Genomic DNA, 18,056 nt, shown 5'->3' on the forward strand with positions numbered 1-18,056 from the left:
CCCGGGCCGGGCGCGCTCTTCCCCCCGCCCCCGGCGGGGGGGTGCGGCCCGCCCGGGGGCGGGGGTCCCCCCCACCCCCCGCGGCCGTTCGTCCCACGGCTGCCGCGTTTGCCCGTTACCGTTCTATTCCATGTCTGCGGATTCCGCCGCTCCTGTCGAGCGCCCGCGTCCGGTGGAGGACGCCCGACCGCCCTCCCGGCCGTCGCTGACCGACCGTGTCGGTGGACGTCTGTCCGCCGTACCGCACATCTTCGGCCTGATCCTGGGCATCTACGCGGTCGTGGTCGCATTGTGGTCGATCTCCCCGACCCTGCGTTACTGGATCCACGCCCCGCGCGAATATCTCGACGAGTACTACTTCGACGCCCCCGACACGAGCCTGTCGTTCGCGCTCGTCCTCGGCCTGCTCGCCGGTGCGATCGCCGGCCGAAAACGCATCGCGTGGTGGATCCTGACGATCTACCTCGGCGGATTCTCCATCACCAATCTCGTGATGAGTATCGTCGAGCGCGACCCGAACCACCTCGTCGCGTTGGTCGTCCATCTGCTGATCGTCGCGCTCCTGCTGCTGTCCTATCCCGAGTTCTACACGCGCGTGCGGCGCGGAAACGCCTGGGCCGCACTCGGTGTGCTCGTGGGTGGTCTGGTCGTCGCGACGCTCATCGGCTGGGGCCTGGTGGAACTGTTCCCTGGCACCCTGCCCGCTACCGACCGGTTCCTGTGGGCGCTCAACCGCGTCACCGCGCTGACGTTCATCGACAACGACCAGTTCGGTGGCCGCCCGAACGGGCTGGTCAACACGATCCTCGGCCTCCTCGGCGCCCTCGCCGTGCTCGCGGCGGTCGTGGTGCTGTTCCGTTCACAGCGAGCGAGCAACGCGCTCACCGGCAGTGACGAATCGGCCATCCGCGGTCTGCTCGCCCAGAGCGACGATTCGCTCGGCTACTTCGCGACCCGCCGCGATAAGGCCGTGGTGTTCGCCCCCAGCGGCAAGGCCGCGGTGACCTACCGCGTCGAACTCGGCGTGTGCCTCGCGAGCGGTGATCCGATCGGCAACCCCGAAGCGTGGCCGCACGCCATCGACGAATGGCTCGACCTCGCCCGCGCCTATGGGTGGACACCCGCGGTGATGGGGGCGAGCGAGGACGGTGCGACGGCCTACCACCGTGCGGGTCTGAACGCGCTGCAGCTCGGCGACGAGGCCGTCCTGCTCACCCGCGACTTCAGTCTCGCCGGACGCGACATGCGACCGGTGCGGCAGGCCGTCAACCGCGCCCGCAAACACGGTGTGACCGCGCGGATCATGCGTCACCGCGAACTGTCACCCATCGAGCTGTCGGCGGCGATCCAGCGCGCCGAGGCCTGGCGCGACACCGAAAACGAGCGCGGTTTCTCGATGGCCCTCGGCCGGCTCGGCGACCCGCTCGACGGCGACTGCCTGCTCGTCGAAGCGGTCGCGGACGGCAAGGTCGTCGCGATGCTCTCGCTCGTGCCCTGGGGATCGGACGGCGTGTCACTCGACCTCATGCGCCGCGACCCGCAGGCCCCCAACGGCGTCGTCGAACTCATGGTCTCCGAGCTCGCCTCACGCGGTGCCGAATTCGACGTCGAGCGGATCTCGTTGAACTTCGCGGTCTTCCGGTCGGTCTTCGAGGAGGGCGCGCGGATCGGTGCCGGCCCGATCCTGCGGTTGTGGCGGTCGATCCTGCTGTTCTTCTCACGGTGGTGGCAGCTCGAGGCGTTGTACCGGTCCAACGTCAAGTACCACCCCGAATGGGTGCCCCGCTTCCTGTGTTTCCGCGACAACCGGCTCATCCCGCGCGTCGCGCTCGCGTCGGCGATCGCCGAGGGCTTCCTCACCCTCCCCACCTTCGGTCGTCGGAACACCCAGCAGCACACGGGAACACACTCGGCGTTCCCCGAGGACCAGGTGGCCGCGGCAGAACTGCACAACGACGGCAGCGCACCCGACGTCGAGCTTGCCGACGGCACGCCCGCCGTCTCGCACGGACGTCGCCGCCCCGAACAGGTCCAGGTGCGGATGAACACCCTGCAGCGGATCGTCGAGCACGGTGTCGATCCCTATCCGGTCGCGCATCCCCCGACCCACACGGCCGCCGAGGCCCGGGCCGCGAAGTCCGGCACCCCGGTGACCGTGGCGGGACGCCTGCTGCGCATCCGCAACTTCGGCGGTGTGCTGTTCGCGGTGCTGCGCGACTGGTCGGGCGACATCCAGATCCTCATCGACCGGCAACGGGTTGCCGGACAACGCTTCCTGTTCGACCTCGGTGACCTCGTCGAGGTGTCGGGCGAGGTGGGACGCAGCCGCACCGGCGAGATCTCGGTGCTCGCCGACTCGTGGCGCATCGACGGCAAGTGCCTGCATCCGCTGCCCGACAAGTACCACGGCCTCGTCGACCCGGAAGCCCGCGTGCGGCAACGCTATCTGCATCTCGCGATCGACCGCGGGGCACGCGACCACCTCGCGGCACGCAGCGCGGTGGTGCGGTCGCTACGCGACGAACTGCAGGCGCGCGGCTATCTCGAGGTGGAGACCCCCATCCTGCAGTCGGTGCACGGCGGCGCGAACGCCGCACCGTTCATCACGCACATCAACGCCTACGACGCCGATCTGTACCTGCGGATCGCCCCCGAGCTGTATCTGAAGCGGTTGTGCGTCGCGGGCATGGCGAAGGTCTTCGAGATCGGCCGGGTGTTCCGCAACGAGGGTGCGGATTTCAAGCACAACCCGGAGTTCACGATCCTCGAGGCATATGAGGCGCACAGCGACTACGAGAAGATGCGGGTGGTCGCACGCGAGTTGATCCAGGCAGCGGCCCGCGCGGCACACGGACGCGAGATCATCCTGCGGCCCGGACCCGACGGTATCCCGGTCGAGATCGACATCTCCGGCGAGTGGCCCGTCAAGACCTTCCACGACGCGATCTCCGAGGCGCTCGGGACGTTCGTCGATGCGCAGACCCCCGTCGACGTCCTGCGACGCCTGTGCGACGAACACGAGATCCCCTACAACCCGGCCTGGGACGCCGGCGCCACCGCGCAGGAGATGTACGAGCACCTCGTCGAATCGAAGACGGAGTTCCCCACCTTCTACACCGACTTCCCGACCTCGGTGTCGCCGTTGACCCGGCCGCACCCCCGCAAGCCGGGTGTCGCGGCGAAGTGGGACCTGGTGGCCTGGGGTGTCGAGCTGGGGACCGCCTACAGCGAGCTCACCGATCCGCTCGACCAGCGTGCTCGCCTCACGGAGCAGTCGCTGCTCGCCGCGGGCGGTGACGAGGAGGCGATGGAACTCGACGAGGAGTTCCTCGAAGCACTCGAATACGCGATGCCTCCCACCGGCGGCCTCGGTATGGGTGTCGACCGGATCGTGATGCTCGTACTGGGAGGGAGCATCCGCGAGTCGCTGGCGTTCCCGTTCACGAAGCCGCGGCGCTCCTGACGGGTGGTTTCACGTGAAACCGCTCCACCTGGCATCGTGAGGTCGTGCAGCTACTCCTGATCCGTCACGCCGAGCCGAACAACGCCCGCGCCGAGACCGGGGGCGCCGACCCGCCGCTCACGGAGGCCGGTCGTCTCCAGGCGTCGCGGTTGCCGGACGCGCTGTCCCCCTACAACATCACCCGCCTGTTCTCGAGCCCGCAGTTGCGGGCCCTGCAGACGGCCGAGCCGGTCGCGGAACGACGCGGGCTCGACGTGGAGAAGATGGAGGACATTGCCGAGTACGACTACGGCCACGACCACTACTTCACGATCGACGCCGCGAAGGACGTCGCACCGGCCGCCTACAAGCGCATCCTGGCAGGTCACCTGCCCGATTTCGTGGACGGGGACGCCTTCCGCACGCGGGTGCTGCGAGGGATCGACCACGTGGTGGACACGTGCGACCACGCCGAGACCGTGGCGCTGTTCGCCCACGGTGGGGTCGTGAACATCGTGCTGCAGCACCTGCTCGAGCTGCCCCGGCCGCTGATGTTCCCCATCGAGTACGCGTCGGTGACGCGCATCCTCGTCTCACGCAGCGGCGCGCGCCGCGTCGCGTCGATCAACGAGACCGGGCACGTACGCGACACCCTGCGCGTGTGAGCGCCCCGGGAGCCGGCCGCGGGTGAGCCCCCAGCGCCCACCCGCGAGTCGTGGGTTCAGCGCCGTGCGCTCGCGAGGAGGTCACGGGCGGCGGTGCTGCCGTCGAGCAACCGCGACGTGCGGCGCACGATCTTCCAGCTGCCGTCGATCCGGGCGAGTTCGAAACGATTGGCGCTCACCCGCCACACCCGGAACGAATCCGAATCGGCGTTGCGGCGCAGCAGCAGGGAGTAGCAGGTCGCGACGGCGGTGTCGCCGTCGACCCGGATGTGCACCGGGTCGAGCAGATGACCGCAGCCCTCCTCGATGTAGTCCTGGTGCGGTCGGGTGCGCACCATCTTCATGATGGCGTCGCGACCCTCCATCAGGCGGATGTCGACGTCGTAGACGGCGTCCTCGGCCCACAGTTCCCCCACCGCCTCGGCGTCACCGGCGTCGACGGCCGGGCCGTACGCCGTGAGGACCTCGTGGATCGCAGCCTTGTCCTCGAGGAGCTGTACGCGTTCGAGGAGGGAGGCCAGCAGGGCGGAGTCGGTCATCTCGATCCTTCCGGGCGGGGGCGTCGCCACCCGTTCTACCGGGGTCCGGAGTCCTGCCTCCCGGGTCGTCCCGGTGACCGGAAGCAATCGACTGTGCAGCCCCTGACCAGGGCATGACACGGACGCCGACGTGATCTTCCCGTGCAGGATTGATACGGTCACCGCCGGAGGTGCACCGGATGGATGCGGACAGGATCGACGAACTCGTACAGGGCGGGATACGGACACAGGACGAGCTCGAGGCCGTCCTGGGCATTCCGCACCCGGCGATCGTCGACAAGGCGCGACCACACCTGACGCCGCTCATCAGGCATTTCCTGTCGCTGGCGCGGTTCTTCACGATCGCCACCGCCGACGCCGTCGGCAACTGCGACTGCTCGCCGCGCGGCGACATCGAGTCGGCGGTGCTCGTCCTCGACGACCACACGATCGCGCTGCCCGACCGGCCCGGCAATCGCCGCGCCGACTCGTACCGGAACATCCTCGAGAACCCTCACGTCGGGCTGCTGTTCTTCGTCCCCGGCGACGAGGAGGTGCTGCGGATCAACGGCCGCGCCACGCTGTCGACCGACCCCGACCTGCTCGGGAAGCTGTCGCTGCAGAACAAGCCGGCGCAGCTCGCTGTGATCGTGCAGATCGACGAGGTCTTCCTGCACTGCGCGCGGGCGTTGCTCCGCGCCAAGCTGTGGGATCCGTCGACCTATCCCGACCGTGCGGCGGTCCCCTCGATGCGCGACATGCACGCCGAACTCCACTCGATCGAGATCCCGGCCGACGCCGAGCCGGGCAAACGCGAGCTCTACCGCGAGTTCCTGTACTGACCGGACCACACGCGGCGAGTGCGTCACGATGGTGGGGTGACCTCTCGGATCGCCCAGATACGCCGCTGGCGCGCCGGCGCTGCACTACGCAGCCGCCTGCGCGACCTGACCGGCGCCCTCGTCGTCGTCACCGGTGGTGGTGGCGGGATCGGCCGGGCCTCGGCGATCGCCTTCGCCGCCGAAGGTGCCATCGTCGTCGTGGCAGACAAGGATCTCGACAGCGCCCGCGAGACGGTGGCGCTCGTGAACGTCCCGGCTCCCGGTGCCGGAGGTTCCGAGGCCGTCTTCGGCGGCGCCGCTCACGCCTACGAACTCGACGTCTCCGACGAACAGCAGGTCCGGAAGTTCGCGCAGACCGTTCGCGAACGGCACGGCGTCGCCGACGTGCTCGTCAACAACGCGGGCATCGGTGTCATCGGTGCCTTCGCCGACACTCCGCAGAGCGTCTTCGAGAACGTGATGGACGTGAACTTCTGGGGAGTGGTCTACGGCTGCCGCGCCTTCACGGAGCAGATGATCGAGGCCGGCACGGGCGGGCAGATCGTCAACGTCTCGTCGGCCGCGGCGTACATGCCGCAACGCAACCTCGCCGCCTACACGACGAGCAAGGCCGGGGTGTTCATGCTGTCGGAGTGCCTGCGCGCCGAACTGCTCGAACACGGGATCGGCGTGACCGTCGTGTGTCCCGACCTGGTGGACACCAACCTCACCCGGGCGACGGAGTACGTCGCGCCGAACAAGGAACTACGAGCAGCACGACGCACCCGCACCCTCGCGATGTACCGGCGCCTGCACATCGCGCCGGAGAAGGTGGCCAAGGCGATCGTCGGGGCTGTCCGTCACAACAAGCCTGTGGTGACGGTCGCCCCGGGCGCGAAGGTCCGCAAGTGGCTGATGCGCTTCGCGCCCCGTGTCATGCGTGTGGGCGCACGATTCGACATCGATTGATGGTCAGGTCTTCGAGGCGATCCAGTCGTGCAGCCACCGCGTGGCCGTCGTTCCGCGACCGTCGACCACGTAGTTCGAGTAGTCCTGGTGGATCTGCGACTCGTAGAAGGTTCGGATCTTCTGCTCGCGCAGCTCGTTCGCCTCGGGCGTGAGCTGTAGCTGCAGCATCGGGATGCCCCCGGCGGTCATGATGTCGTTGTAGAGCGCCGTCGCCTCGTCGCGGTAGTTCTCGAGCTGCTCGAACGGGCTGCCCGCCGAGATCGCGAGGAAGCCGGCCAGTCGCGTGACGAAGTCCTCCGGCGGCGTCGAGCAGTAGAGGTCGCCCACCGCGCAGATGGTGCGCACGTTGGGCGTTACGAATCCGAAGCCTCCCGCGCGGGCACCTCCCGCACCGGTGCCGGCGACGGGCGGACCGACGAACGGGTCGAGTTCGGAGCGGCGCGGATCGGACAGCAGACCCACCGCGACGAGGCGGTGCGGACCGATCACTCCCAGCCCGGTGCCGATCTCGGCGGCGAGATCGCCTGCGGCATCGGCACCCTGGCTGTAGCCGACGAGGGCGAAGTTCGTGAGGGGGCACCGCTCGGCGGTGGCCGCGATGATGCCGCGTGCGTTGTCGACGGCGCGATTGCGGGAGGCCGCGTACACGTCGCCCTCCCACGGAAAGGCCGTGGCGGGATACGCGACGTAGTCGACGCGGGCGCCGGCGGGAAGATTGGACGTGACCTGGGCGAGCATGCCGTTCCCGCGGCCGGGGTCGGGGGTGTTCGAGGTCTCCCATGTTCCAGGCACAGCGACCACGTTCAGGGTCGGACATCCGGGCGGATTGGCTTGCGCCGCAGGCATTGCAGCGAATACTGCTGCACATGCCGCCACTGCGGCCACCGTTGCCGCCCACACTCTTCTCATAGCCATGTCCCCGCCCCGCTACTGTCCTGGTGCCGCGTCCCTCCCCGGCAGTATCGAGTAGAAGGATGACATATTCGTGAACCGGATGTGATGTATCCGAGTCCGGAACGTTGTCGGGAAACGACGGGGCCGGCGGATCAGCCGCGGACGACGGTCACCTGTCCCCCACCGATGTTCGTCACGAAGACGTTGCCCGTCCCGTAGTCGACCGCCGTTCCCGGAACCGGCCGCTCGACGACGCTCCCTTCGGCGGTCGAGGCGGGTTCCGCGACGACGATGTCGGGCCCGAAAAGGTTTGTCACATAGATGTTTCCACTGAACGGATCGGTGACCACTGCGCCCGGCGGAGGCGGTGGCGGGGCCGGGAGCTCCGCCGGCGCGACGGCACGGTCGACGACCGTGACACCGCCCGTACCGACATTCGTGACGAAGACGCCGTCGGTTCCCGCGTCGAGGATCAGCTCCGGCATCCCGGGGAGCGGAGCCTGTGCAGGCCCCGCAACGGGCTCGGGCGTGACCTCCGTCCGGTGCACCGTGACCGCACCGGTACCGACATTGGTGACGGCGACGTTGCCGAGCCCGCCGTCGACCCGCATCTCCACGAGCGCGGTGGACACCTCGGTGCGTCCCGGGACACGCCCCTCGGGATGCGTGACGGTCACGGCGCCGGGACCCACGTTGGTGATGCATGCGTTGCCGACGCCGCCCTGGAGTCCGAGCAGGCGGGGACCGTCGAATCCGAAAACCGGTGGGACGGGCTCGGCGCCGTCGATCGTCACGAGCCCGCCACCGTTGCGGATGCACGCGTCCGCAGGGTCCGCGGTCGCGGCCGGAGCCGCCGCGACGGCAGCCACGACGGCACCCGCACCCATCACGACCGTCGCCAGTGCCCGTCTCGTAGCCGTCATGCGCAGAACCATAACGGGTGCGACGCCCGGCGACACGGAAATATCACAAGCACAGCGCGTCCGGTGGTCCCTGTTGAGCGGATTTCTGTGGATCCACCCCCGGAAAGCAGGGGCAGCTCCACCGAAACCCGAGGAACGATGACCAAGCACCCCGCATGTAAGGGTAGGCATGCTTTACTTCCGCACGTGATGAACTCAGTGCGCCATTGGCCGGACCGTTTCGGCGATCACGCCGTCGCCGCCTTCCGCATCGCCGTCGGTTTCCTGTTCCTCTGCCACGGCACCACGAGCCTGTGGGCGTGGCCGGCGGAACCCTACGGCGGAACCACCGCACAACTCGGCGCATGGCCCGGCTGGTGGGGTGCGATCATCCAGGTCGTGTGCGGCACCGCCCTGATCGTCGGTCTCGGTACCCGGCTCGCGGCCTTCCTCGGCTCCGGATCGATGGCGTACGCCTACTTCTGGGGTCACCAGGCCGACGGCGCACTGCCCATCCAGAACGACGGTGAATCCGCCGCGCTGTTCTGCTGGGCGATGTTCGTCCTGATCTTCCTCGGCTCCGGATCGTGGGCCGTGGATCGCCTCCTCGCGCGGCGGCGCGAGGAGGCCACACCCGAACCGGCGCCGGCCACCGCAACCGACACCGATCCCGCGTCGCTCGTCGACGCCTGACCCCACCCACGAACGCCGCCCCCGAACGCCACTGGGCCGCACACCTTCCGGTGTGCGGCCCAGTGGTCGTACCTCGTTCAGCGCTGCGGCATCGTGGTGGTCGCGATCGGCGCCGGCAACGCCGTCTCACCCTCGAGGAAGCGGTCCACCGCAGCGGCGCACGCGCGACCCTCGGCGATCGCCCAGACGATGAGCGACTGTCCGCGACCCATGTCGCCGGCGACGAAGACACCGTCGACGTTGGTGGACCACTCCGACGAACGGGCGACGTTGCCACGCTGGTCGAAGTCGACCCCGAGATCGGTGAGCAGACCCGGCTTCTCGGCACCGGTGAAGCCCATCGCGAGCAGCACCAGATCGGCCTCGAGTTCGAAGTCGCTTCCTTCGACCTTCTCGAAGCGACCGTCGACCATCTGCACCTCGTGCGCCTTCAGCGCGGTGACCTTGCCGTCCTTGCCGATGAATTCCTCGGTGTTGACGGAGAAGACGCGCTCGCCGCCCTCCTCGTGCGCCGACGAGACGCGGTACATGAGGGGGTAGGTCGGCCACGGGGTGGACTCGGCGCGCTGCTCCGGCGGCCGCGGCATGATCTCGAACTGGTGGACGCTCTCCGCACCCTGACGGTGCGAGGTGCCCAGGCAGTCGGCGCCGGTGTCGCCACCGCCGATGATGACGACCTTCTTACCCTCGGCCGTGATGGTCGGGGCCGGCAGATCGCCGAGCTGCACGCGGTTGGCGATCGGCAGGAACTCCATCGCCTGGTGGATGCCGTCGAGCTCGCGTCCGGGGATCTGCAGGTCGCGGGCGACGGTCGCGCCGCCGGCGAGCACCACGGCGTCGAACTGCTCGCGCAGCTCATCGGCGGTGATGTCGACACCCACGTTCACGCCCGGCTTGAAGACGGTGCCCTCGGCCTCCATCTGCGCGAGACGGCGGTCGATGAAGCGCTTCTCCATCTTGAACTCGGGGATGCCGTAACGGAGAAGACCACCGATGCGGTCGGCCCGCTCGAACACCGTCACCGAGTGACCGGCACGCGTGAGCTGCTGTGCCGCAGCGAGACCGGCAGGCCCGGAGCCGACTACCGCGACCTTGCGGCCGGTGAGCTTCGACGGCGGAACCGGCTTGACGCGGCCGTCGTCGAAGGCCTTCTCGACCAGCTCGACCTCGACCTGCTTGATGGTCACCGGGTCCTGGTTGATGCCGAGCACGCACGACGCCTCACAGGGCGCCGGGCAGAGCCGGCCGGTGAACTCGGGGAAGTTGTTCGTGGCGTGGAGACGCTCGATCCCGTCCTCCCACTTACCCTTGTAGGCGAGGTCGTTCCACTCGGGGATGAGATTCCCGAGCGGGCAACCGTTGTGGCAAAAGGGGATACCGCAGTCCATGCAACGGCTTGCCTGGGTCCGGAGGGTGTCGAGCGGGAACGGCTCGTAGACCTCCTTCCAGTCGAGGAGTCGCAGCGGGACAGGCCGGCGGACCGGCGTCTCGCGGGAACCGTGCTTGAGGAAACCGGTGGGATCAGCCACGAGCAGCCTCCATGATCGCCTCGTCCACGTTCGCACCACGGATGGTGGCGTCCTTGATAGCCATGAGTACCTTCTTGTAATCGCGAGGCATGACCTTCGCGAAGTGGCTGACCTGTTGTGACCAGTCGGCCAGGATGCGGGCTGCGACCTCGGAGCCCGTTTCGTCACGATGCCGTTCGACGGCGCCCTTGAGCCACGCGAAGTCCTCGCCCTCGAGATCCTCGAGGTCGACCAGCTCGGTGTTCAGGTTGTTCTCGAAGTCCTTGTCCGGGTTGTACACGAACGCGACGCCACCGGACATGCCCGCACCGAAGTTGCGGCCGGTCTTGCCGAGGATGACGACCTTGCCACCCGTCATGTACTCGCAGCCGTGGTCGCCGACGCCTTCGACGACGGCCGTGGCTCCGGAGTTGCGGACCGCGAAGCGCTCACCCGCGATGCCACGGATGAGGACCTCACCCGAGGTGGCACCGAACAGGATGACGTTGCCGGCGATGATGTTGTCCTCGGGCACGAAACCCTCGGCCGCATTGTGCGGCGGGCGCACGATGATGCGACCACCCGACAGGCCCTTGCCGACGAAGTCGTTCGCGTCGCCGTTGAGCCGCATCGTGATGCCGCGCGGGACGAACGCACCGAAGCTGTTGCCGGCCGAACCTGCGAAGGTGATGTCGATCGTGTTGTCCGGCAACCCTTCCGCACCGTACTTCTTGGTGAGCTCGTGGCCGAGCATCGTGCCGACGGTGCGGTTGACGTTGGTGATCGGAGTGTCGAACGAGACCGACGTACCCGACTCGAGAGCAGGCTGCGCTTTCGCGATCAGCTCGTTGTCGAGTGCCTTGTCGAGAGCGTGGTACTGCTCCTTGGTGCAGTGCATGTCCTGCTCACCGAAGATCGGGGAGGTGACCTTCTCGAGCAGCGGCGACAGGTCGAGCTTCGACGCGCGGTAGTGCTCGACGGCCTTGCGGGTGTCGAGGACGTCCACCTGGCCGATGGCCTCGTCGAGACTGCGGAAACCGAGTTCGGCGAGGTACTCGCGCACCTCTTCGGCGATGTACAGCATGAAGTTCTCGACGAACTCCGGCTTACCGGTGAACCGCTTGCGCAGCACCGGGTTCTGCGTCGCGACACCCACGGGGCAGGTGTCGAGGTGGCACACACGCATCATGATGCAGCCCGAGACCACGAGCGGCGCGGTCGCGAAACCGTACTCCTCGGCGCCGAGGAGAGCGGCGACCACGACGTCGCGGCCGGTCTTCATCTGGCCGTCGACCTGCACGACGATGCGGTCGCGCAGACCGTTGAGCATCAGCGTCTGCTGGGTCTCGGCGAGACCGATCTCCCAGGGAGCACCCGCGTGCTTGAGGGAGGTCAGCGGCGACGCGCCGGTACCACCGTCGTGACCCGAGATGAGCACGACGTCGGCGTGTGCCTTCGACACACCCGCGGCGACCGTGCCGACACCGAGCTCGGAGACCAGCTTCACGTGGATGCGGGCCTTCGGGTTGGCGTTCTTCAGGTCGTGGATCAGCTGCGCGAGATCCTCGATCGAGTAGATGTCGTGGTGCGGCGGCGGCGAGATCAGGCCGACGCCGGGCGTCGAACCACGGACCTCGGCGACCCACGGGTACACCTTGTGCGGCGGCAGCTGGCCGCCCTCACCGGGCTTCGCGCCCTGCGCCATCTTGATCTGGATGTCGGTGCAGTTGCTCAGGTAGTGCGCGGTCACACCGAAGCGACCCGAGGCGACCTGCTTGATCGCCGAGCGCCGCCAGTCGCCGTTCTCGTCCGGGGTGAAACGGCTCGGATGCTCGCCGCCCTCACCGGAGTTCGAGCGGCCACCGAGACGGTTCATCGCGATCGCGAGGGTCTCGTGCGCCTCGGCCGAGATGGAGCCGTAGCTCATCGCACCGGTCGAGAAGCGCTTGACGATCTCGCTCGCCGGCTCGACCTCGTCGAGCGGCACCGGCGGGCGCACGCCCTTCTTGAACTCGAACAGACCGCGCAGCGACGCGAGTCGCTCCGACTGGTCGTCGACGAGCTTCGTGTACTCCTTGAAGATCGAGTACTGGCCGGTGCGGGTCGCGTGCTGGAGCTTGAACACCGTGTCCGGGTTGAACAGGTGGTACTCGCCCTCACGACGCCACTGGTACTCGCCACCCACCTCGAGCTCGCGGTGCGCGCGCTCGGACTGGCGGTCGAGGAAGGCCGTGCGGTGACGGGCCGCGACGTCCGCGGCGATCTCGTCGAGACCGACACCGCCGAGCTGCGACTGCAGACCGGTGAAGTACTCGTCGACGAGTTCCTGCGACAGGCCGATGACCTGGAACAGCTGCGCACCGGTGTAGGAGGCGAGCGTGGAGATGCCCATCTTGGACATCACCTTGAGCACGCCCTTCGAGGCCGCCTTGATGTAGTTGGCGATGGCCTTGTCGAGGGTCATGCCCTCGGGCAGGTCGCCGTTCTGCAACAGCTCGTCGATGCTCTCGAACGCCATGTACGGGTTGACCACGGCCGCACCGAAACCGCACAGGGCGGCGATGTGGTGGACCTCGCGGGCGTCGCCGGCCTCGACGAGCAGACCGACCTTGGTGCGGGTCTTCTCGCGGACGAGGTGGTGGTGCACCGCGGAGGTGAGCAGCAGCGACGGGATCGGCGCCAGCTTCTCGTCGGACTCGCGGTCGGACAGCACGATCAGGCGTGCGCCCTTCTCGATGGCCTGCGAGACCTGCTCGCGGATCGAGGCGAGGGCGCGACGCAGACCCTCACCGCCCTCCGCGACCGGGTACAGGCCGCGGATGATGACGCTGTTGAAGCCGGGGAACTGCTTCTCGTCGTTGACGTGGATGAGCTTCTGCAGGTCGTCGTTGTCGATGACCGGCGCACCGATGAGAATCTGCCGGCACGACGCCTCGGTCGGGTTCAGCAGGTCGCCCTCGGGGCCGAGCATGCCGCCCATGCTGGTGACGATCTCCTCGCGGATGGCGTCGAGCGGCGGGTTGGTGACCTGGGCGAACAGCTGCGAGAAGAAGTCGAACAGCTGACGCGGACGCGACGACAGCACGGCGATCGGCGTGTCGGTGCCCATCGAGCCGAGCGCCTCGGCTCCGGAGGCCGCCATCGGCTTGACGAGGAGGTCGACCTCTTCGCGGGTGTAGCCGAATACCTGCTGCCGCAGCACGACACGCTCGTGCGACATGTAGGTGTACTTGCTCTCGGGCAGATCCTCGAGACGGGTGACGCCGCCTGCGACCCACTCCTCGTAGGGATGCTCGGCGGCGAGCTCGCGCTTGATCTCCTCGTCCTCGACGATGCGGCCCTTGGCCGTGTCGACGAGGAACATGCGGCCCGGCTGCAGGCGACGCTTGCTGACGATCTTCTCGGTGGGGATGTCGAGCACACCCACCTCGGAGGCCATGACGACGAGGCCGTCGTCGGTGACCCAGGCACGTGAGGGGCGCAGGCCGTTGCGGTCGAGCACGGCGCCGATGACGGTGCCGTCGGTGAAGCACACCGAGGCCGGTCCGTCCCACGGCTCCATGAGGGCCGCGTGGTACTCGTAGAACGCGCGACGGGCCGGATCCATCGAGTCGTGGCGCTCCCACGCCTCGGGGATCATCATGAGCACGGCGTGCGGCAGGCTGCGACCACCGAGGTGCAGCAGTTCGAGCACCTCGTCGAAACGCGCGGTGTCGGACGCACCCGGCGTGCAGACCGGGAAGATCTTCTCGAGCTTGTCGCGACCGCCGAAGACCTCGGTGTCGATGAGTGCCTCACGGGCGCGCATCCAGTTGGCATTGCCCGTGACGGTGTTGATCTCGCCGTTGTGCGCCACGCGGCGGAAGGGATGCGCGAGCGGCCACGACGGGAACGTGTTGGTGGAGAAGCGCGAGTGCACGAGACCGAGGGCCGAGACGACGCGCTCGTCCTGCAGGTCGCGGTAGAAGCCCTTCATCTGGGGCGTGGTGAGCATGCCCTTGTAGACGAAGGTCGACGCCGACAGGCTCGGGAAGTAGACGGTCTCGCTGCCGGGACCGTCCTCGCCCGCGCCGTGGTGGCCGAGCTCGTGCTCGGTGCGCTTGCGCACGACGTACGCGCGGCGCTCGAGCTCGAGGCCGGTGAGCGCGCGGGCGCCGGAGGCGATGAAGATCTGCCGGAAGGTGGGCATGGCGTCCTTGGCCATGGAACCCAGCTCGGACTCGTCGATCGGCACCTCGCGCCAGCCGAGGACCTCGAGGCCCTCTTCGGCGACGATGCGGTCGACCTCGGCGGCCGCGGCGTCGGCCTTGGCGGTGTCCTTGGGCAGGAACGCGATACCGGTCGCGTATGCGCCTTCGGCGGGAAGATCGAAGTCGACGACCTCACGGAAGTAGGCGTCGGGGACCTGGATCAGGATGCCGGCGCCGTCGCCGGTGTTCTGTTCCGCTCCCGCTGCACCGCGGTGTTCGAGATTCACCAGGGCGGTGATCGCCTTCTCCACGATGTCGCGACTGCGACGACCGTGCATGTCGACGACGAACGCGACGCCACAGGAGTCGTGCTCGTTCGCCGGGTGGTAGAGCCCTCGAGGCCCGGGGAGATGAGTCATACCTAGCCTTCGTTGATGCGATAGCACCGACGACCAGCAGCGCTGATGGCCATCTACTGCCGTAGACGGGTATCGGCCGGGTGCCCGATACCTTCGACATCGCCAGTATCCGCTCATCCGCGACGGTGCGGGTGCCTTTTCGGCAGCGCGAGCGTGGACCCGGCGACCGGTGGAACGTCGTGGTCCCACCGTCTTCGAAACGAACGATATGCCAGGTGGCGGGGGGTAATGCAAGCAAGCCTGCCCTATTCTTCCGCCCACCTGCGGAAACGCAGCCGTAACGCACCGGAATCGCGGGCGTCACCCTGCCGTGGAAAGCAGCATTCGCACCATTCGGGACACGCCGTCGCGCGGGTCCGGCCCGTCGTCCTGCGAGGTGCAGCGATGCAGGATCAGTCCGTCCAGGTAGTCGATGAGAACCCGCGCGGCGGTGGCGGAATCGTCGACGCCGAGGCCCGCGAGCACGGTCCCGATCCATCCGCGCAGTTCGCTGCGGCGGGTTTCGACCCCGGCACGCAGTTCGGGCGTCGCCATCGCCTCGACGAACATCGCGAAGCGTGCGCGGGTCCGCACGAGGTCGTCCCCCGTCACGAACATCACATATCCGTGCGCCAGGTCTTCGAGCTCACGTGCGTCCCCCGGCAACGCGGCGCCGATCGCCTCGAGCTGGACCCGGTCCCGCTCGAGGAGCCTGTCGAGCACCCCTTCGACGAGAGCCTGGCGGGTGCGGAAGTAGTTCGACGTGGAGCCGGCCGGCACACCGGCGATGGCATCCACGCGGCGGTGGGTGAGGGCGCGCAATCCTTCGGTCCCCACGAGTTCGATTGCGGCGTCGAGGACGGTGGCGCGTTTGTCGGTCACGAGAGACATTCTACGAGGATCACTACAGGGGTAGTGACTGTCCACTACATACGTAGTACCGTCATGACATGACCGTGAAACCAGGCAGTGCAGCGATCCTCGGCGGCGGAATCGGAGGGCTCACCGCCGCGAACACCCTCCTCCGCCACGGATGGCACATCGACGTCTTCGAACGATCTCCGGAGCCTCCGCGCACCGGCACCGCGCTCGGGATGTGGCCTCCTGCCCTGGCCGCACTCGAAGTTGCCGGCGTCGGCGGACGGGTGGAACAACTCGGCGTGCCACAGCGCTCCGCGACGCTCAGACGCTGGGACGGTGTGGTGCTCGCCCACGTCGGGGACCTTCGCCGGGCACCGGTCATGGTGTCCCGGCCCGCCCTCCTCGACATCCTGCTGTCCGGCCTCCCCGACCACATCGTGAAGTTCGACGCCCCCGCGCCACCGCTCACGGCCCTCGCCGGATACGACGTGATGATCGGCGCGGACGGAATCGGCAGTGCGGTACGTGACGAGGTGTTCGGTCCGGCCTACCGGCCCGTGCACACCGGGTACGGAGCGTGGCGCGGCTGGGTCGGCGGCTCCACCACGAACCATGGAGAAACCTGGGGTCCCGGCGCGCTCTTCGGAATCACCGACCGCGACGGCGACCTCACCAACTGGTTCGCCGCCGTCCGCACCACCGAAGGCACGGGCGGCACCCTCGACGACCTGTACGGCCGCTTCCACGACTGGCACCCCGGCGTACGCGACATCCTCGGCCGCCTCGACCCCGACGACGTCATGTACCACCACCTGTACGAATCCCCCCGTCTCCCGTCGTACGTCCGCGGCAACACCGCACTGATCGGCGACGCGGCGCATGCGATGGCACCGAATCTCGGCCGCGGCGCATGCGAAGCAATCGTCGACGCCACGACACTCGCGACGCTGTTGTCCGAGCATCCGGTACCGATCGCTCTGCAGCGCTATGACCGTGCCCGTCGACGCCGCACCCAGCTCCTCGTGCCCGCGTCACGGGCGGTCGCCAGGATCGCGACCGCGTCCCGGCTGACATCTCTCCGCGACTCCTCCATCACAGCATTCGGCCGCATCGCCTGAAACGTTCCGAAAATCACCCGGTCGAGGGAACCGATCGTCACGCTGCTGCGTCCAACCCTGATGGAACGTCTGCCGGACAGGAGTTGGTGAGCTGATGTCAGCGCTGAAGGTCGACCCGGACTCGTTGAAGAGCCTGGCCTATGCCCTGGAGGGAGAAGCCGAGACCATCTACGCTTTGGAACCGTCCGCGGCGCTCGAGTCGGTAGCGGGCGCGATGCCATCCTCAGCGGTCGGTGGTGTCGCCGGACGCGCGGGAGCACCACTCGACACCGCCTACCGCGCTATGGCCAACTGCCTGCGACGCATGGCCGAGGCCACCGAAGCGGCCGCACGGAACTACGAGGTGGCCGAGGAGGAATTCAGCCGCCAACTCGCGGCCGTCGGATCCGACTTCGAAGGAACGGCCCCGTAGATGTTGTCTCCTTCCGCGATCCGCTCGCTCGATCCGGCTGCGCTCACCACGGCTGCCGACGCGGTTGAGTCCGCAAACAACACATTCCGGGAGTCGACCCACCGCGTCGACCGGAATGTGGACTCCACATTCGGTGGATGGGACGGTGAAGGCGGGGCGGCCGCCGCGGCACGTGCGTGGAGTGACCGGGTGGCCGGCCAAGGCATCAGCCGCGCTGTCGACGAGCAGGTCGACGCCCTCCGCGACGCCGCAAACACGCTCATTCCCGCCCGCGCCACCGTCGTCGGAATCGTCGACAACGCGGTTGCAGCCGGCTTCACCGTCCACGACGACGCGCGGGTCGAGGCACCCCGAACCCACACGGGCGACGCGCAGACCGACCTCGTCGTGCAAGCGGGTCTCGACGACACCGCCATGAACTTCGAGGTCCAACTGAAATCGGCGGTGCGCACATTCGACGAACTGGATCGAGACGCCGCCGTCCGACTCGAGCAGGTCAGCATCCGGCTCTCCACGTTCGGCGGTGAATTCCGTTCCCAGAACACACATTCCATCGATGCTCCGGACGGTGCTGCCGACGCTGCGCTCCTAGTGGCTCGTCATGGATTGTTGACCGGGTAATCCCCAGCTGACCACCCCATCCACGGCAGACTGTCTCCGAGTTG

At 68.1% G+C, this 18,056-nt stretch carries 14 protein-coding genes; 8 read left to right on the forward strand and 6 right to left on the reverse strand.

From position 1 onward, the window contains the following. Nucleotides 1-130: 130 nt before the first annotated feature. Nucleotides 131-3,463: a bifunctional lysylphosphatidylglycerol synthetase/lysine--tRNA ligase LysX gene (gene lysX, locus A5767_RS14290; protein ID WP_442978763.1), complete on the forward strand. Its 3,333-nt coding sequence runs from the start codon at nucleotides 131-133 to the stop codon at nucleotides 3,461-3,463. Between the two features lie 44 nt (nucleotides 3,464-3,507). Then, nucleotides 3,508-4,107, forward strand: a complete 600-nt coding sequence (locus tag A5767_RS14295; protein WP_019290415.1) for a histidine phosphatase family protein — start codon at nucleotides 3,508-3,510, stop codon at nucleotides 4,105-4,107. Nucleotides 4,108-4,163: 56 nt separating this feature from the next. On the opposite strand, the gene A5767_RS14300 is transcribed toward A5767_RS14295, so the two are convergent. Next, nucleotides 4,164-4,646 carry a nuclear transport factor 2 family protein gene (locus A5767_RS14300; protein WP_064852550.1) on the reverse strand — a complete coding sequence of 161 codons (483 nt, stop codon included), beginning with the start codon at nucleotides 4,644-4,646 and terminating at the stop codon, nucleotides 4,164-4,166. A gap of 179 nt (nucleotides 4,647-4,825) precedes the next feature. Between A5767_RS14300 and A5767_RS14305 the strand changes: the two genes are divergently transcribed. Beyond that, nucleotides 4,826-5,467: an MSMEG_1061 family FMN-dependent PPOX-type flavoprotein gene (locus A5767_RS14305; protein WP_006553337.1), complete on the forward strand. Its 642-nt coding sequence runs from the start codon at nucleotides 4,826-4,828 to the stop codon at nucleotides 5,465-5,467. A 36-nt stretch (nucleotides 5,468-5,503) separates the two neighbouring features. Further along, a complete protein-coding gene (locus tag A5767_RS14310) occupies nucleotides 5,504-6,415 on the forward strand; it encodes an SDR family NAD(P)-dependent oxidoreductase (protein WP_064852551.1) in 912 nt (303 codons plus the stop codon). Between the two features lie 3 nt (nucleotides 6,416-6,418). Here A5767_RS14310 and A5767_RS14315 read toward each other — a convergent pair whose 3' ends face one another. Further along, on the reverse strand, nucleotides 6,419-7,261 hold the full coding sequence (locus A5767_RS14315) for a cutinase family protein (protein ID WP_082937705.1): 843 nt from the start codon (nucleotides 7,259-7,261) through the stop codon (nucleotides 6,419-6,421). 200 nt (nucleotides 7,262-7,461) lie between these two features. Beyond that, nucleotides 7,462-8,232 (reverse strand): hypothetical protein, encoded by a 771-nt coding sequence (locus A5767_RS14320; protein WP_231913191.1) that lies wholly within the window; start codon nucleotides 8,230-8,232, stop codon nucleotides 7,462-7,464. 189 nt (nucleotides 8,233-8,421) lie between these two features. Here A5767_RS14320 and A5767_RS14325 point away from each other — a divergent pair, with 189 nt between their 5' ends. Next, nucleotides 8,422-8,904: a DoxX family protein gene (locus tag A5767_RS14325; RefSeq protein WP_019290420.1), complete on the forward strand. Its 483-nt coding sequence runs from the start codon at nucleotides 8,422-8,424 to the stop codon at nucleotides 8,902-8,904. 77 nt (nucleotides 8,905-8,981) lie between these two features. Here A5767_RS14325 and A5767_RS14330 read toward each other — a convergent pair whose 3' ends face one another. From A5767_RS14330 to A5767_RS14340, 3 genes are all read right to left on the reverse strand, one after another. Next, nucleotides 8,982-10,433: a glutamate synthase subunit beta gene (locus tag A5767_RS14330; RefSeq protein ID WP_006553332.1), complete on the reverse strand. Its 1,452-nt coding sequence runs from the start codon at nucleotides 10,431-10,433 to the stop codon at nucleotides 8,982-8,984. Then, nucleotides 10,426-15,021 carry a glutamate synthase large subunit gene (gene gltB, locus A5767_RS14335; protein ID WP_019290422.1) on the reverse strand — a complete coding sequence of 1,532 codons (4,596 nt, stop codon included), beginning with the start codon at nucleotides 15,019-15,021 and terminating at the stop codon, nucleotides 10,426-10,428. Before gltB ends, A5767_RS14330 begins: the two co-directional genes overlap by 8 nt. 300 nt (nucleotides 15,022-15,321) lie before the next feature. Then, nucleotides 15,322-15,891 carry a TetR/AcrR family transcriptional regulator gene (locus tag A5767_RS14340; RefSeq protein ID WP_269064397.1) on the reverse strand — a complete coding sequence of 190 codons (570 nt, stop codon included), beginning with the start codon at nucleotides 15,889-15,891 and terminating at the stop codon, nucleotides 15,322-15,324. Nucleotides 15,892-15,950: 59 nt separating this feature from the next. Between A5767_RS14340 and A5767_RS14345 the strand changes: the two genes are divergently transcribed. The 3 genes from A5767_RS14345 (at nucleotide 15,951) to A5767_RS14355 (ending at nucleotide 18,012) form a co-directional block, all read left to right on the forward strand. Then, nucleotides 15,951-16,979: an FAD-dependent monooxygenase gene (locus tag A5767_RS14345; RefSeq protein ID WP_064852552.1), complete on the forward strand. Its 1,029-nt coding sequence runs from the start codon at nucleotides 15,951-15,953 to the stop codon at nucleotides 16,977-16,979. Between the two features lie 94 nt (nucleotides 16,980-17,073). After that, the gene (locus A5767_RS14350) at nucleotides 17,074-17,391 is read left to right on the forward strand and encodes a type VII secretion target (protein WP_039584141.1); all 318 of its coding nucleotides are present in this window, start codon (nucleotides 17,074-17,076) and stop codon (nucleotides 17,389-17,391) included. After that, nucleotides 17,392-18,012: a hypothetical protein gene (locus tag A5767_RS14355; RefSeq protein ID WP_064852553.1), complete on the forward strand. Its 621-nt coding sequence runs from the start codon at nucleotides 17,392-17,394 to the stop codon at nucleotides 18,010-18,012. Nucleotides 18,013-18,056: the final 44 nt, after the last annotated feature.

This window comes from Rhodococcus sp. 852002-51564_SCH6189132-a (assembly GCF_001665495.1).
GTDB lineage: Bacteria > Actinomycetota > Actinomycetes > Mycobacteriales > Mycobacteriaceae > Rhodococcus > Rhodococcus pyridinivorans.